Below are 13,833 nucleotides of genomic sequence, written 5' to 3'. Positions count from 1 at the left end.
ACAAGATTCTACATAAATTTCACACTGGAATTTATGTAATAATTTTATTTTTAAGCAGTGAAAAAACATATAAAATGTCTATAATTTATCAGATGATGAATTAAATTCAAAATAAGATACGTCCACTATCATCAACATAATTCCCCTCCAACCCCTATTTATAGACTGATAAATCATACCCTATACTATAGAAATAAGAAAAACAGACTATCACACATGTGAAGTCTGTTTTTCCATACTTTTATTTTTGTACATCTGCCCATTTTAAACTTGTTGCCGGACCGAATTGATGTACATACAAATCTTTCACATATGGTTTTTGTAAGTATGATAATCCGCGCTGGAATACCGGTGCTATTACTGCATCATCTAGCAGCATTTTTTCCGCATCTTGCATTGCTTTCCAACGAGCTTTCTCATCATTACCTAATTCAGTTTTAATCTTCTTAATTAACGCATCATATTCTGGGTTTGCATACTCTGTATTGTTTACACTGCTTCCAGAAAGGAATACTTCTAAGTAAGTCATTGGATCTGGATAATCGGGTAACCAGCGCGATAATGACATTTCATATTCTTTCTTCTTCTCTAACGCTAGTTTTTGCGTGTGTGGTTGTAATTTTACATTTACCTTTAGGCCTGGTAAGTTTTTCTCTAGCTCTTCTTTAATGTATTCTCCTACTTTTTTGAAGTTTTCTAAGTCATAGTTTAATAACTCAAGCGTTACTTCATTTGTACCTGTCTCTTGCTTCGCCTTTTCCCAATATTCTTTCGCCTGTTTTACATCTGTCTTATTAAACTCACCAGCCGTGCTTCTAAAGTCTTTTTTATCTGGACCTTTTAAAAATCCTTTTGGCACGTAATAATTTGCAGCAACTGAACCATCATTTAAAAATGAAGTCGCAAGCCCTTTCTTATCGAACACTGTACTTAGCGCGAGCCTTGCATTTTTATTTTTAAGAATCGGTACATTTTCATTGAATCGGAAGAAGTACATAACCGGATCTGTATACTGTTTTAGTTCTTTATTATTTTTATATTTATCTACGAATTCTGTTGAAATGACAGCTCTATCAACTTTATCTGTTTCATATAAATTTACCGCGGTTGAAATTTCTTTAACGATTTGATAGTTTACTTCATCAAGCTTCACTTCTTTTTTATCCCAATACTTATCGTTTTTCTTCATTGTAAAACTCGCTTCATGCTTCCAATCAGATAATGTAAATGGCCCATTATATACCGCTTTATTTGCTTCTAATCCGTATTTATCACCTTGTTCTTTCGCATATTTTTCATTAATTGGATAGAAAGATGGTAAAATAAGTAGTTTCGTAAAATACGGTACAGGATGTTCTAACTCTACTACGAACGTTTTATCATCCTTTGCTTTCACTCCTAATTCCTCTAGCCCTAGTTGTTTCTTATTTATTTTCTCCGCATTTTTCACATCGTACGCAATGTATGCATATTGAGAAGCTGTATCCGGATTAATAAGCTGCTTCCAAGCGTATACGTAATCTTGTGCTGTTACTGGATCTCCGTTAGACCATTTCGCATCACGCAAGTGGAATGTATAAGTTTTTCCATCTTGACTCACTTCATATTTTTGTGCTCCAGCTTCAATCAGTTCATCATTTTTCGATAAACGGAATAATCCTTCCATTACGTTATTCAAAACGTTAAACGATACCGCATCGGTTACTTTCCCTGAATTTAAAGACGGAATTTCACCCGTTTCTAGTAACTGTAATATTTTCTTCTCATCTTTCGGCTTTGTCGTTGTTTTTTCTTTTGCGCAGCCAACTAAAAATGAAGAAACTAATAGCGTACTAACTAATGAGTAACGAACAACTTTTTTCATTTGAAAACCCCCTCTATTTTTAAGGTAAGTAACGACGAGCACCAGCGTATTCTTCTATATATCCTGGTGTATTTAGCGGTATAATCTCTACCGATCTTTCAGCTCTCGGTGAGTGAATCATATTTCCATCACCAATATACATAGCAACATGGTGAACACTACCTTTTCCTTGATCATGTGCGAAGAAAATCAAATCTCCTTTTTGTAAGTTTTCTTTATCAACCGCAACTCCATTTCTCGATTGCGGACCAGAATCTCGCGGAATAGTAATACCGTGCGATTTATAAATTGTATGTGTAAATCCAGAACAATCAAATCCAAAACCACTTGTACCAGCCCATATATACGGTAATCCTAAAAATATTTTTCCTGTGTTTATTAAATCATCAGCCGACGGAGTTGGAATATCATTTTGAGAGCGATAAACCGTTCCATCATTTTTTCGTAGCCAAGCCTTCTGTCCATTAGGTAACAACACGCGGTATGAAATTGTATCTTCACTAAGTAGAGGTAGTCGCGTATTATAGCTCACTTCCAGCGATTTATGTTTTTGAGCAGGGTTTATATATAAAATAGCTGTCGGTTTCGTTACTAAAACGAAAGGTTCGTTTGTTTTACCTGCAAATTCTTGATTATATGTTAATTGTTTTTCAGGCATCCAACCTGGATAACCTTCTTCATTTCGCGGTGTTGGCTGACCATGGACTAGCACTTTCACCCAGTCCCCTTTTTTATCAACAACTGTTACTTCTTGACCTAATAACGCTTGCGTTTCTAATTTATTTGCATTTGTTAACCAAAGTTTCTCATCAAGCGTCATCGATTTCGTCCACTTCCACAAATCAACTGGATTTGTAGCGCTCGGTACATCAATTGGACGTAACGAATCAGGTGCAGTCCATAGTGTTGCAGCAGATACATCGATAAATGCTTTACTATCCTTCTTCTCTTCGGCATGTGCTGATGTAAACGATGAAAATATAAATAAAGTTGTTAAAAACGCAGTTCCTACTCTTTTCATACATATCCCCCTTAAAAGATAGTTTACTAATCTCTTCTCCTAAGATTTACTATTCACTGTCGATTGAAGGTTTACCTTTGACCCTGAATACGTCATTCCTTCTGGTTCTTCCATTAACCAAAGTGGTGCATCGAGATCGAAGTAATGAATATTAGGATGTGCTGCAGCAAAATGGGCTACAGCACTAACAGAAAGTGAGGATTCCATCATACTTCCGACCATGCATTTTACCCCAGCTGTTTCGGCGATATCGGCAATACGCCACGCTTCACGTATGCCACCACATTTCATTAATTTAATATTGAGTAAGTCTGCATATCCTCCTTGAACAATTTTCAATGCATCACTCGCTGAAAATATGCTTTCATCTGCCATAATGGGCGTTTGTACATGGTCTTTGACGTACTTTAATCCATCCCAATCTTTCGCATGAACAGGTTGTTCAATAAATTCGATATTTAAATTACGATTTTCCATCTCTTTAATAATCGTAACCGCTTCTTTTGGATTCCACCCTTGATTTGCATCTAATCGTAACGTCGTATTTTTTGGTACATTATTTCGAATCGCTTCAATACGTTCTAAATCTAAATGAGCAGATTTCCCCACTTTAATTTTTAAAGTTTGAAATCCTTTTTCTACATGTTTCTTTGCCTCTTTTGCCATAACGAAAGGCTCATCTACACTCACAGTAATGTCTGTGTGAATTTCTTTCTTCCCGCCTAATAATGCGTAAAGTGGAACGTTTTGATATTGACAATACACATCATATAAAGCGATATCTACTGCCGCTTTCGCACTTGGGTTTCCAATACAACTCATTTGAATGTGCTGTAGTAACTGTTGAAACTGAATGATATCTTGACCAATTAAACAGGAACGCATCGGTCCTAAAATTGCTGCTTCAATCCCGTTAGCGAAATCACCCGTAATAACGGGTGTTGCCGCTGCTGCCCCCTTGCCAACAATTCCTTTATCTGTATGAATATATACATCTATACTTTCTATTTCGGTTACAGTACGAAGCGCCGTTTTAAACGGTGTATGAAGATTTACATGCCTACGATTTACTTTTACATCAGTAATTTTCAAATTGTTCATCCTTTCGTTCTCTGACAAAGTGGATCATTAATTCCTAATTTTTTGGAACAATAAATCTCCTCTTTCACTTACCTTTCATGCAAGAAATTAATGTGAAATAAAAAAATCCAGCCATAAGAAGATTCTTACGGCTGGATTTTGTCTAGGAATGGGTAGACAAAGCAGCGATTTGATTATATTTTTTCTGGGCATCTTTTAATGCTACAAGGAGTGCCTTTTGAGACGAACCAAAGTATCTATTTTTTATTTCTGTTACCAATAGTGGATCATTAATATTTTTATGTAGAAACAAATATTTAACAAATTGTGATGTTAATGCAATTGTCGCTGAGCAATCTGCATCTACAATTTCCCCTGTTTCCTTAACAAGTACAAATGCTACAAAATAACTTTTGAACTTTTCGGTAATAGGATTATTTTGAGGTGCTTTCGCATCCCCTACGACATAAATTGTATTTGAAGCGTACACAGCTATCTTCCTTTCTAATACGGGATAACGGTTTTCTTAATAGTCGTATGAGCGATAAACTCAACGTTGATCAAGAAATGTATCCGCTTACCTTGTATTATAATACAATTGACAGAATTTTAACAACATTTATTTCGGTATATATTCCATAATTATGAAAACAGTTCAAACTCTACATTTTTACAATATGTGATTGTTTCTTGTACCATGCCATCCATACATGAAAAAACAGCTAGCAATCGCTAACTGTTCTATTACACTACTTTGGCAACACAAATATAGTTTCATTTGACTTAGAAAATTGATATTCTTTTCTCGCAAACTTTAAAATTTCTTCCTCATCATCTGTTAAATTTTCTATGTTATTCTTTAAAGAAGTCTTATCTTTCTTTAAAGAAACCAATTGCTTTTTTTGATTTGTTATTGTATCTTTTTTTTCTACGATTATTTCTTGTTGTTTCGTTAAAATAAATTGAACGTACAAAGTAGCCGCCGCAATAAATATAAACATGAATATAAATCGCTTTAGTTTTTTCTTATTAACTGCTCGATTCTCATTAGACTGTGATAGTTGTTCTTGTATATTAGGAACATTTATTCGCTTGAGTTTCCTCATTATGAAATCCCCCTAACACATATATTTTCACTACCATCGGCATGATCTCTTACTAACAGTAATTCTATTCTTATAAAATAAGCTCCTTCACAAAAATATCTCACAAATTAACCAATTAAAGATAGCATTCGACGACATTTCCATATTTACATTAAAATTTTTTATGTATGCTGCCATAAAATAGTGGTTCCTGTTATTCTTTTTCTATTATTGTAGAAGAGTTTTTTTACATACGAAATTTCCCCTCGTAATAACATGCTTACAAGGAGAAAAAAGTTAAATTGTCATATATTCAATAAAACTGGAATTACTGTTTCAGAACTAAGGTTTTGAGCATATATCATCTGTAAAGAAACTTAGCTAAATAAAAAAGCCCAAATTGGGCCTTTTTATTTTACAAATCTATATCATATTCCATACTTTTGGCTGTTTCCTCAGCAACCTCCACACCTAACAAATTTTTCACAATATGAAATGACATGTTAATACCAGCTGAAATACCTGCCGATGTTATAATGTGTCCTTTATCTACAAATTTTACATTCTCCATTACTTCTACATTCGGGAAGTCTTTTTTGAAAGTTTGAATACTAGCCCAATGCGTTGTTGCTTGTAACCCTTCCAGTAAACCAGCTTTCGCGAGTAATAGCGCTCCAGTACAAACTGAAGTCATTAGCTTTACTTCTTTCATTTGCTGTCGAACCCAATTTATTATAGTTTCATTTTTCACTTCATTTTCCCTAACGCCTTTACCACCTGGAATGATTAAAATATCAACTGGTGGTAAATCTTCAATACTATAATCCGGCTGTACCTTTAATCCGTTTCGTGCTGTAATCATTTCTCCATTTTGGCTAACTGTATAAACAGTAAATGGTTTTTCTTCATCCGCTTCGGTTACAGAAAAAACTTCAAATGGTCCTGCAAAATCTAACACTTCTACATCATTAAATAAAAATATGCCTACGCTCCATTTATTTATCATACGTTCACTTCCGGTTTTAAATGATGTAAAAGGTGATCATATCCTTTTTCTAACGCAATATCATATGCTGTTTTTCCATCATTTTTCTTAATCGCTTTATTAGCTCCATTTTCAAGAAGTAGCATAACTATTTCTTCACTTCCTAATAATGTCGCTTCATGTAACCCTGCCCAACCACCACTTTGTATAACATTTACATTCGATCCTTTTTCAATTAAGAAAGTAACAAGTTCACTTTGCTTATTCGCGATGGCAGCTTGCAAAGGTGTATTTTCATTTTCGTTTTTTGCTCTATTATGTATATCTGCGCCACTTTCTAAAAGAAAACTTGCTATTTCTTTTTGTCCAAAATAACCCGCTAAATGAAGGAGAGTCCAGCCATCGTCACTAAATTCGTTAACAGCACTTGGATTCGTTTTTATAAACTCCACCACTTCTTCCTTATTACCAGTTATAACAGCTTGTACTATTGATTGTAAAATTCCCATAATAATCTCCTATCTTTCAAATATTTAAGCATACTCTTCTATATGTTATATTGATTATGCTATTTTCCTGTAAATACAGAAGTTTACATAATAATATTATCTAACCAATCCCCATCTTTTATTTTAAATATTAAAATTATCTGTTAAAATAAAATTATCATGTTTTATGCGGAGGAAAAATTAGGTTACAAGTAATGCCTTTAAATAGTGAAGACTATGATTTAATAACAGCTGCTGAAAAAGTAATTGAAAAAAACTATAAATATGGCCGTCATCATATCGGTTCAGCTGTAAGAACTACAACAGGTAACATTTATGCAGCAATGCATGTTGAAGCGAACGTTGGAAGAATAACAGTCTGTGGTGAAGCTATGGCGATTGGAAAATCTATTTCAGAAGGCGATCATGAATTTGACACCATTGTAGCAGTTGCTCACCCACACCCTCATGAAGATACAGAAAAATGTTGGGTTGTTGCTCCGTGTGGTATGTGTCGAGAATTAATAAGTGATTATGGAAAAAATACGAATGTTATACTTTCTTATAATGGTGAACTTGTAAAATGTAACGTAATGGAATTATTACCTGAAAAGTATACAAGCGAAGTAGAATAATTATTCAGGCTCTCAACATATCAAATAATATTATTCCAATAAAAAACAATCCATTTTTAAAACGGATTGTTTTTTTATTTCTTTTTTATGAAATTTATTTTATTTTTCAATTTTTAACAACAATAAAATTATCATTAATAAAAATGAAATTTAAATATTAAACCGCACATTGTAGAGTGTTTTTCATTTGAAAACAAAAACGATATTTCTCATTACATTTGAAAAAAACTTATTATAAACTCTCTAAAATCAGCAGTCTTATCATACCAATCTATAACAATTCTGTCTTCTTCCCTTACCTGTTTCCTTTAACACATATGATTTTAAAACGAGCGCCGTTAATGAATCTGTTAATGTTTTATATGATAAATTAGATAATGCTAATAGATCGTTCGTATATAACATTCTATGCTTCTCTAATAATAATAGTACTAATCGTTCAGACGGTTTTAATGCTTCGTCACTTTCTAGTATAAAGTCTATATTTTTCATTTCTCTAATTATTACTCCTTATATAAAAAAATACTTACACGACTAATTTAATATAAAAATAATACACAACAAAACTTGAGTTATATTAAAATAACATCATTTCAAAACACTATTATACTATAACATAGAAAAAGCATTTCCCGAAATAGGAAATGCTTTTTTAAATTGCTTATAGGTTTTTTCAAAACCTATAATATATCTCAAACTCTTATCCGTACAATTCCCTCCTAATTTCTCTGGGCACCTAAAAGTATTTATAACAAATCAAGTCCTTCCAAAATGATTTAAATAAAAACGGCTAGTCATACATGCTATAAACATGAATGACTAACCGTTTTCCAGCTACTTCTCAAATGCATGTACTACCTTAAATATTTCTTGCAATATGTGGCTTACTGTAGTGACTTGTTCCACCGCCGCCTACTACTACTTTACCGCCTTTTTCAAAAATTAATAATTTACTTGAACCATCTGCAAGAAGTACTATTACTTCAGCATTATTACTTGTTGCTACATAAATTACATAACCACTTTTTGATATACATGTTTCCCAATTTGCATCAAATTCAGATCTTACTACACGATTTGAATACACTTGATTTTCAATTCTTCCTTGCTCTACGTTTTCCAAATTCATCCCCCCTACTGCTCTAAAATATCATTTATAATAAAATAACAGCCCTATTCAAAATAATGACTGACTTTAACATAAATAGTATATGTAATTAGTAGAAGAATGCTTGGACAATGCATATATGATAACCTCACAACTAAAACAAGGGAGTCGATATAATATCGACTCCCTTGTTTACATACATAGTTCTTTATTTTTCGTTTCGCACAGCTTCAAACGTAAACATTTGATTTGCATTTGACGGTTCTTTTTCATAAACATAGTCAGCGGAGCAAGTAATAATAGAGAAACCTATACTTTCTAACAGAAGTTTAAACTCTTCTATTCCATACCAGCGCAGCGCGAAGCGTTGTAGTTCTGTTTGTACTAACTGTCCTTTACTCCATTTTTCATATTTTAAATAGGATAGAGTAACTTGGTTCAGCCAATCTATTTCAATTGATTTATTTTCTAATGTAATACCGTCTCCGTTCGGCAAAGAAAAAGTCGATGTATGAATTTCCCCAGTCTTCCAGTCATGCGGAAGCATAATATCTACGATTAGTCGCCCGCCTGAATTAAGATGTTCATAAAAACATTTCAATGCGTTTATCGAATCCGTACGATTTTCAATTAAACAAAAAGATCCAGTAGGAATGATAATTGCCTCGTATTTATGTGGCAGTGAAAATTGTTGTAAGCTTCCCTCATATAAATTAGGATGTAAGCTTCTCTCTTTACATCGTATGCGGCACGATTCTAGCATTTCAGGTGAATAATCTATCCCATCTACTGTAAAACCAGCTTCAAGAAGTGGGATGATGACACGCCCTGATCCTACTGCCGCTTCGAGAATTCTTCCACTACAATTTTTTAAACGTTCTTGATAATACTCAATATCACCATTTAAAGAATAACCGACAGGCTTAGTGAAATCATAAAGTTCCGTGCAAAGTGTACTATAAAAACTAAACATTTATTTTCTCCTCCGTTTTTTACGTACGGAAGATTTTCTGTCAATTAATCTTCCTGTACCTTTATTTTTAATAAAAATTCGAAAGAGCTGACTGTCATAATATATCACTCACTTTCCATAAAATATAATTATATTGTATAATATTCCATTCAAAATGAACATATGAAAATTCAGACTTATACTGTGAAAGGAGGATATGATGAATTCATTAATTGGATTTGTTTTTCTTCTTATTTCTTTTAATACTCTGATTTTCTTTATAGCAAAGAAATATCCACAAATATGGAAAATAGCCAGTGGTCTTTTCATTCTTTCTTCCCCCATTGTTTTCTTCGCCACTTTGCACGTAATTGGTGAAAAAGTAGGAGATGGATTTGCTGGAGGTTTTGCTGGGCTTATCTTTAGTGGTCTATTGATTATAAATGCAATTTTTTTATTTATTGTAAGCATTTTTATATCTACCAATAAAAATTCACATTAAACTCCCCATTTCAAAATGTAAAGAGCTTACTATGCAGTAAGCTCTTTATCTGTAACTATTTATTTCACAATTGGCAATGTCACTTCACTTAATTTCACTGTAAGCTTCGTTCCCGCTTTCGGTCTAATTGTATAATCATAGTCACTAGCGAGTAAAACAACCCCTACTTGATGCCCCGCTTTAAATACATAATCATCTGGCTGCATGTCCCATGTGAATGTATAATCTTTACCTGGTTTAAGTGCTGTTGAATCTTTTATACTATTTAAGTTTTGTGGGTCCATCCAACCTCTCGTCACTATTTCAGGCTTTGCTCCGCCATAATCAACAAGTAATGCTGTTAAATTTGATACAGGACGATCAATATTTCCTGTAATTGAAATTTTTGGTGTCCCGCTTATTTTCATATCTTTTTGTAATACCGGCATTGTATACACTAATCGATTTGCTACTTCTAGTTCTGGGTTTGTTATTAATTGATTTGATTTCAATTTTGCATCATCTACGAATGAGAAAACTTTATTTGCAGAGCCCATACTTAATGGTAAATTAACTGCTTTGTTACTTAAATACATCCGAACTTTTGACGGCACAGCTGATGGATCCGGCCAGTTTTTTAATTTTTCCCACGTTTTATTTTCACGTTGTACATCAACCATTGGTTCATTCATAATTCCATTTTCAATTCCATACAACCAATAATCGAGCCATTTATTTTGTGTTCTTTGCCAGTCATTAGTAGATGTCCCACCGTGTCCACCTTGATGTAACCACATTTTACGAGGAACATTATTCTCTCCAAGTGCATCCCACCATTGCGCGAACTGCTTCGTCTTAACATTCCAATCATTTAAACCATGAACAACAAATACGCTTGCTTTTACATTTTTAGCATCTTTTACATAATTACGCTTATCCCAAAAATCATTATAATTACCAGTTTTCCGGTCCTGTCCAGCTGTTAGCTCTTTTATTACTTGTCCGCAAACTTCAGGATTTTCTCTTGTTAGTACTGCTTCTGCCATATTATCTGTATCTTCTCCTTGGTATCCACCTGGCGCAATGACTGCACCGTTTGCACGATAATAATCATACCAACTACTAATCGCTGCGATTGGAATAATTGTTTTTAACCCTTCAACACCAGTCGTCGCAACAGCATTTGGTAACGTACCATTATAAGATACTCCTGTCATACCTACATTTCCTGTTGACCAATCAGCCTTAACTTCCTCACCATTTTCTGTATATGCTTTCGCACGTCCATTCACCCAATCAATAACAGATTTTGTCCCTAATATTTCTTGCTCATCTCCAGTTGTTGGACATCCGTCTGATTTTCCAGTTCCAATACTCTCACCTAAAATCACTGCATAGCCTCTTGGCACATAATAATTGCCGTATGAACCAAGATTAACAGCCCCATACGGTTTGCCTTCATACGCATACAATTCTTCATCTACATTATATACAGGAACATCCTTTAAACCAGATCGATATGGACTCATTTCATATATAACGGGCACTTTCACGTTAGGATCTGTTTTTGGCCGCATAACTTTTACTGAGACTCGATCTTTTTTACCATCTCGATCACTATCAACTTCCGTCTCTACAAATAGATTTTCGATAATTGCTTCATCAAGCGAGTAAACCGGCTTTGTCATCCCATTTTCTAATTCGATCTTCGTATTCGATTGTAGCTCTTCTGCAACTTTCCCATTTAACTTCACGTCATTCTCATTTATGTAGTTTGTTTCTTTCTTGTCTGCATACGCAGTCATACTAGAAACTCCTGTTGTGACTGATAAAGATAAGATTGTTGATAATGTAATTGCTATTTTCTTTTTCCCCATAATCTTTCCTCCCCATATATGTCTCCTTTTTACTATACAACAAAATTACTGAAAATTCAGTTTATATTTTATGCAATAACTTGAAAAATTGGTAGAACACCCTTCAAACGAGATTTCGAGGTTATATATTCTGATTTACTGCTCTCATATTATCATAAAAAAAACATCGCCTAATAATAGACGATGCTTTTTATAGTTTCGAATTAGTCATTCTTCATATTCATATAAAATCTTATATCTCCCTCTATTGTAGAGACTCCATAATCAAAACCATGTCTTTCTAAAATACTTTTCACAATCGCTAGGCCTAGTCCTGTGCCGGAATGTTCTTTACTACGAGAAGATTCTAATACATAAAAAGGTTCCCAAATTTTATCGATATCTTTTATATGTTCTACATTCATCCCATTTTGAATTTGAAAATATACACTGTCATTTCGTTCTTCTAAAGTAATTTTTATATGTTGATTTGCTGTATATTTTATCGCATTAGATATTAAATTTTGAAACACCATTCTCATTTTATTTATATCTGCATAAACAATTGCATCGCCCACATTATAGTTCACATGTAAATCAATTTCTTTCGATTCCAGTTCAATCTTATGCTTATCTAATATACTTTGGACTAGTGATACGATAGAAAATTGTTCTTTTTGTAAAACATCTCTCTCTAGTTTAGAAAATCGTAATAACTCTTCAATTAAGTTCGAAATGTGATCCGTTTGTTTAATAATAGTATCTATGTATGTGCCATCATCTAAACCATCTTTTATTCCCATAGAATATGCTTTAACTAACGAGATTGGAGTTTTTAATTCATGCGTCACATCACCCATAAATCGTTTTAAATGTTCATTTCGATCTGTTAAATCTTCATGTGCCTCATGTAGTTTATCACTCATGACATTAATACTATTTGCTAATTCTCCTATTTCATCATTTGTTTTCACTTTCGCTCGTTCAAATTTCAAATTTGAAATATCTTCTGCCACATCACTTAATTCTTTTAATGGTCTAGTTATTGTTGTTGAAAGTATCCATACAAGTACGATAATGAGAAAAATCGTAATGCCTAAAATGTACAAATAAAATGTATTTAATGTTTTTATGACTTCATTAGAATTTGCGATCGAAACCCCTACCAAAATCAACATATCGTCTTTCGCAATGTATTTCACAAAAAAGCTAGATTTCATCTTCTCTTGATCATATATATTATTCGATTGTCCGACGTTCTTTACTTTCATTATTTCTTCTTTTGTAATCCAAAGTTTATTAAGTGCAACCCTTTTCCTTGTAAGTTGCATACGTAACTCATCATTAATATGATCTTCCGAATTGTTAATTGCTGTATACGCAATCGTAACATTTCTTTTATTTTCAATGCTAGTAATGACTTCATCCAGTTGTTCGCTCGGTATAGACTGAATTTGTGCTGTAATACCTTCTAAGCTTTCTCGCGTTTTGTAAATATTATATTTCGGTAAAAGATAGTTAATTAATAATAAAGAGATTGTAAAAATAAGAATAACAGTTAAAGAAATACTGAGAAATAGCTTTTTTCCAAGTTTATTCACTCTGTTCCTCCAAACTATATCCTAAACCACGATGCGTCTTTATAATATTTTCTCCAACTTTTTTACGTAATCTTCTTACATGTGTATCAACAGTTCGCTCTTCTCCAAAATAGTCAAATCCCCATACGATATCTAACAATTTTTTACGAGTTAAAATCATGCCTTTGTGATTTAAAAAACACTTTATTAATTCTAGCTCTGTTTTTGTAATATCTAACTCTTTGTCATTTTTATAAACTTTATTTTTAGTGAAATCTATTTTCAAATCTTGAACTTGAATAACATCATCATGCTGTATTAGCTTTTTCGCTCGCGTAATAAGTACGCCTGGATGAAATGGTTTTTTTACGTATTCATCTGCTCCACTTTGAAGCGCTGCTAATTCATCTTCACTTTCACTTTTCGCCGTAAGCATTAATACCTTTACGCTTGAATTCTTTTTTATTTCTTGACAGACAGTAATACCACTATGTTTCGGCATCATCCAATCTAAAATAGCTAAATCAATTTTTTTATCAAAAAATATTTGAAGTGCTTCCTCTCCATCTTTCGCTAATAAAACTTCGAAGCCTTCTTTCTCAAAATAAGCTTTTAAAATCCTTAACATATCTTGTTCATCATCTGCGATTAATACTCTCATGCATTATCCTCCATTACTTTTAAACAAAAACCAATTG

Annotated in this window: 15 protein-coding genes; 2 read left to right on the top strand and 13 right to left on the bottom strand. The window is 33.2% G+C overall.

Features of this window, described 5'->3' with window-relative positions:
* Positions 1–241: 241 nt before the first annotated feature.
* From PDL00_RS17695 to PDL00_RS17665, 7 genes are all read right to left on the bottom strand, one after another.
* Positions 242–1,864 carry a peptide ABC transporter substrate-binding protein gene (locus PDL00_RS17695; RefSeq protein ID WP_270730475.1) on the bottom strand — a complete coding sequence of 541 codons (1,623 nt, stop codon included), beginning with the start codon at positions 1,862–1,864 and terminating at the stop codon, positions 242–244.
* A 19-nt stretch (positions 1,865–1,883) separates the two neighbouring features.
* On the bottom strand, positions 1,884–2,885 hold the full coding sequence (locus PDL00_RS17690; protein ID WP_270730474.1) for a C40 family peptidase: 1,002 nt from the start codon (positions 2,883–2,885) through the stop codon (positions 1,884–1,886).
* Between the two features lie 39 nt (positions 2,886–2,924).
* The gene (locus PDL00_RS17685) at positions 2,925–3,986 is read right to left on the bottom strand and encodes a dipeptide epimerase (RefSeq protein ID WP_270730473.1); all 1,062 of its coding nucleotides are present in this window, start codon (positions 3,984–3,986) and stop codon (positions 2,925–2,927) included.
* A 142-nt stretch (positions 3,987–4,128) separates the two neighbouring features.
* The gene (locus PDL00_RS17680; RefSeq protein WP_046954146.1) at positions 4,129–4,455 is read right to left on the bottom strand and encodes a DUF3870 domain-containing protein; all 327 of its coding nucleotides are present in this window, start codon (positions 4,453–4,455) and stop codon (positions 4,129–4,131) included.
* 259 nt (positions 4,456–4,714) lie between these two features.
* Positions 4,715–5,071 (bottom strand): FtsB family cell division protein, encoded by a 357-nt coding sequence (locus tag PDL00_RS17675; RefSeq protein WP_088029971.1) that lies wholly within the window; start codon positions 5,069–5,071, stop codon positions 4,715–4,717.
* A 394-nt stretch (positions 5,072–5,465) separates the two neighbouring features.
* Positions 5,466–6,056, bottom strand: coding sequence for a DJ-1/PfpI family protein (locus tag PDL00_RS17670; protein ID WP_242252679.1), 591 nt, complete (start codon positions 6,054–6,056; stop codon positions 5,466–5,468).
* Positions 6,053–6,544 carry an ankyrin repeat domain-containing protein gene (locus PDL00_RS17665; RefSeq protein WP_270730472.1) on the bottom strand — a complete coding sequence of 164 codons (492 nt, stop codon included), beginning with the start codon at positions 6,542–6,544 and terminating at the stop codon, positions 6,053–6,055. The genes PDL00_RS17670 and PDL00_RS17665 overlap by 4 nt, the downstream gene beginning before the upstream one ends.
* A 194-nt stretch (positions 6,545–6,738) precedes the next feature.
* Between PDL00_RS17665 and PDL00_RS17660 the strand changes: the two genes are divergently transcribed.
* Positions 6,739–7,158 (top strand): cytidine deaminase, encoded by a 420-nt coding sequence (locus PDL00_RS17660; RefSeq protein WP_270730471.1) that lies wholly within the window; start codon positions 6,739–6,741, stop codon positions 7,156–7,158.
* 261 nt (positions 7,159–7,419) lie between these two features.
* Here the strand turns inward: PDL00_RS17660 and PDL00_RS17655 are convergent, their stop codons facing one another.
* The 3 genes from PDL00_RS17655 to PDL00_RS17645 form a co-directional block, all read right to left on the bottom strand.
* The gene (locus PDL00_RS17655; protein WP_000789031.1) at positions 7,420–7,650 is read right to left on the bottom strand and encodes a hypothetical protein; all 231 of its coding nucleotides are present in this window, start codon (positions 7,648–7,650) and stop codon (positions 7,420–7,422) included.
* Between the two features lie 367 nt (positions 7,651–8,017).
* Positions 8,018–8,281 carry a hypothetical protein gene (locus PDL00_RS17650; RefSeq protein ID WP_098342043.1) on the bottom strand — a complete coding sequence of 88 codons (264 nt, stop codon included), beginning with the start codon at positions 8,279–8,281 and terminating at the stop codon, positions 8,018–8,020.
* A 193-nt stretch (positions 8,282–8,474) separates the two neighbouring features.
* On the bottom strand, positions 8,475–9,239 hold the full coding sequence (locus PDL00_RS17645) for a class I SAM-dependent methyltransferase (RefSeq protein WP_242252682.1): 765 nt from the start codon (positions 9,237–9,239) through the stop codon (positions 8,475–8,477).
* 196 nt (positions 9,240–9,435) lie between these two features.
* Between PDL00_RS17645 and PDL00_RS17640 the strand changes: the two genes are divergently transcribed.
* A complete protein-coding gene (locus PDL00_RS17640; RefSeq protein WP_270730470.1) occupies positions 9,436–9,720 on the top strand; it encodes a hypothetical protein in 285 nt (94 codons plus the stop codon).
* Between the two features lie 59 nt (positions 9,721–9,779).
* On the opposite strand, the gene PDL00_RS17635 is transcribed toward PDL00_RS17640, so the two are convergent.
* From PDL00_RS17635 to PDL00_RS17625, 3 genes are all read right to left on the bottom strand, one after another.
* Complete coding sequence (locus tag PDL00_RS17635; RefSeq protein WP_270730469.1) at positions 9,780–11,576, bottom strand: Xaa-Pro dipeptidyl-peptidase; 1,797 nt, start codon at positions 11,574–11,576, stop codon at positions 9,780–9,782.
* A gap of 203 nt (positions 11,577–11,779) precedes the next feature.
* Complete coding sequence (locus PDL00_RS17630; RefSeq protein WP_270730468.1) at positions 11,780–13,156, bottom strand: sensor histidine kinase; 1,377 nt, start codon at positions 13,154–13,156, stop codon at positions 11,780–11,782.
* The gene (locus tag PDL00_RS17625) at positions 13,149–13,796 is read right to left on the bottom strand and encodes a response regulator transcription factor (protein ID WP_270730467.1); all 648 of its coding nucleotides are present in this window, start codon (positions 13,794–13,796) and stop codon (positions 13,149–13,151) included. The genes PDL00_RS17630 and PDL00_RS17625 overlap by 8 nt, the downstream gene beginning before the upstream one ends.
* Positions 13,797–13,833 lie beyond the last annotated feature (37 nt).

The organism is Bacillus cereus group sp. TH152-1LC, assembly GCF_027710505.1.
GTDB lineage: Bacteria > Bacillota > Bacilli > Bacillales > Bacillaceae_G > Bacillus_A > Bacillus_A mobilis.
The sequence above is the reverse complement of the archived record's forward strand: the minus strand, read 5'-3'. Positions and strand labels throughout refer to the sequence as shown.

Bases quoted from the DNA above. Each gene is read 5' to 3' on its own strand.
- PDL00_RS17645 (WP_242252682.1), bottom strand. From the start codon at position 9,239: ATGTTTAGTTTTTATAGTACACTTTGCACGGAACTTTATGATTTCACT.
- PDL00_RS17640 (WP_270730470.1), top strand. From the start codon at position 9,436: ATGATGAATTCATTAATTGGATTTGTTTTTCTTCTTATTTCTTTTAAT.
- PDL00_RS17675 (WP_088029971.1), bottom strand. From the start codon at position 5,071: ATGAGGAAACTCAAGCGAATAAATGTTCCTAATATACAAGAACAACTA.
- PDL00_RS17695 (WP_270730475.1), bottom strand. From the start codon at position 1,864: ATGAAAAAAGTTGTTCGTTACTCATTAGTTAGTACGCTATTAGTTTCT.
- PDL00_RS17625 (WP_270730467.1), bottom strand. From the start codon at position 13,796: ATGAGAGTATTAATCGCAGATGATGAACAAGATATGTTAAGGATTTTA.
- PDL00_RS17655 (WP_000789031.1), bottom strand. From the start codon at position 7,650: ATGAAAAATATAGACTTTATACTAGAAAGTGACGAAGCATTAAAACCG.
- PDL00_RS17665 (WP_270730472.1), bottom strand. From the start codon at position 6,544: ATGGGAATTTTACAATCAATAGTACAAGCTGTTATAACTGGTAATAAG.
- PDL00_RS17635 (WP_270730469.1), bottom strand. From the start codon at position 11,576: ATGGGGAAAAAGAAAATAGCAATTACATTATCAACAATCTTATCTTTA.
- PDL00_RS17690 (WP_270730474.1), bottom strand. From the start codon at position 2,885: ATGAAAAGAGTAGGAACTGCGTTTTTAACAACTTTATTTATATTTTCA.
- PDL00_RS17670 (WP_242252679.1), bottom strand. From the start codon at position 6,056: ATGATAAATAAATGGAGCGTAGGCATATTTTTATTTAATGATGTAGAA.
- PDL00_RS17685 (WP_270730473.1), bottom strand. From the start codon at position 3,986: ATGAACAATTTGAAAATTACTGATGTAAAAGTAAATCGTAGGCATGTA.
- PDL00_RS17660 (WP_270730471.1), top strand. From the start codon at position 6,739: ATGCCTTTAAATAGTGAAGACTATGATTTAATAACAGCTGCTGAAAAA.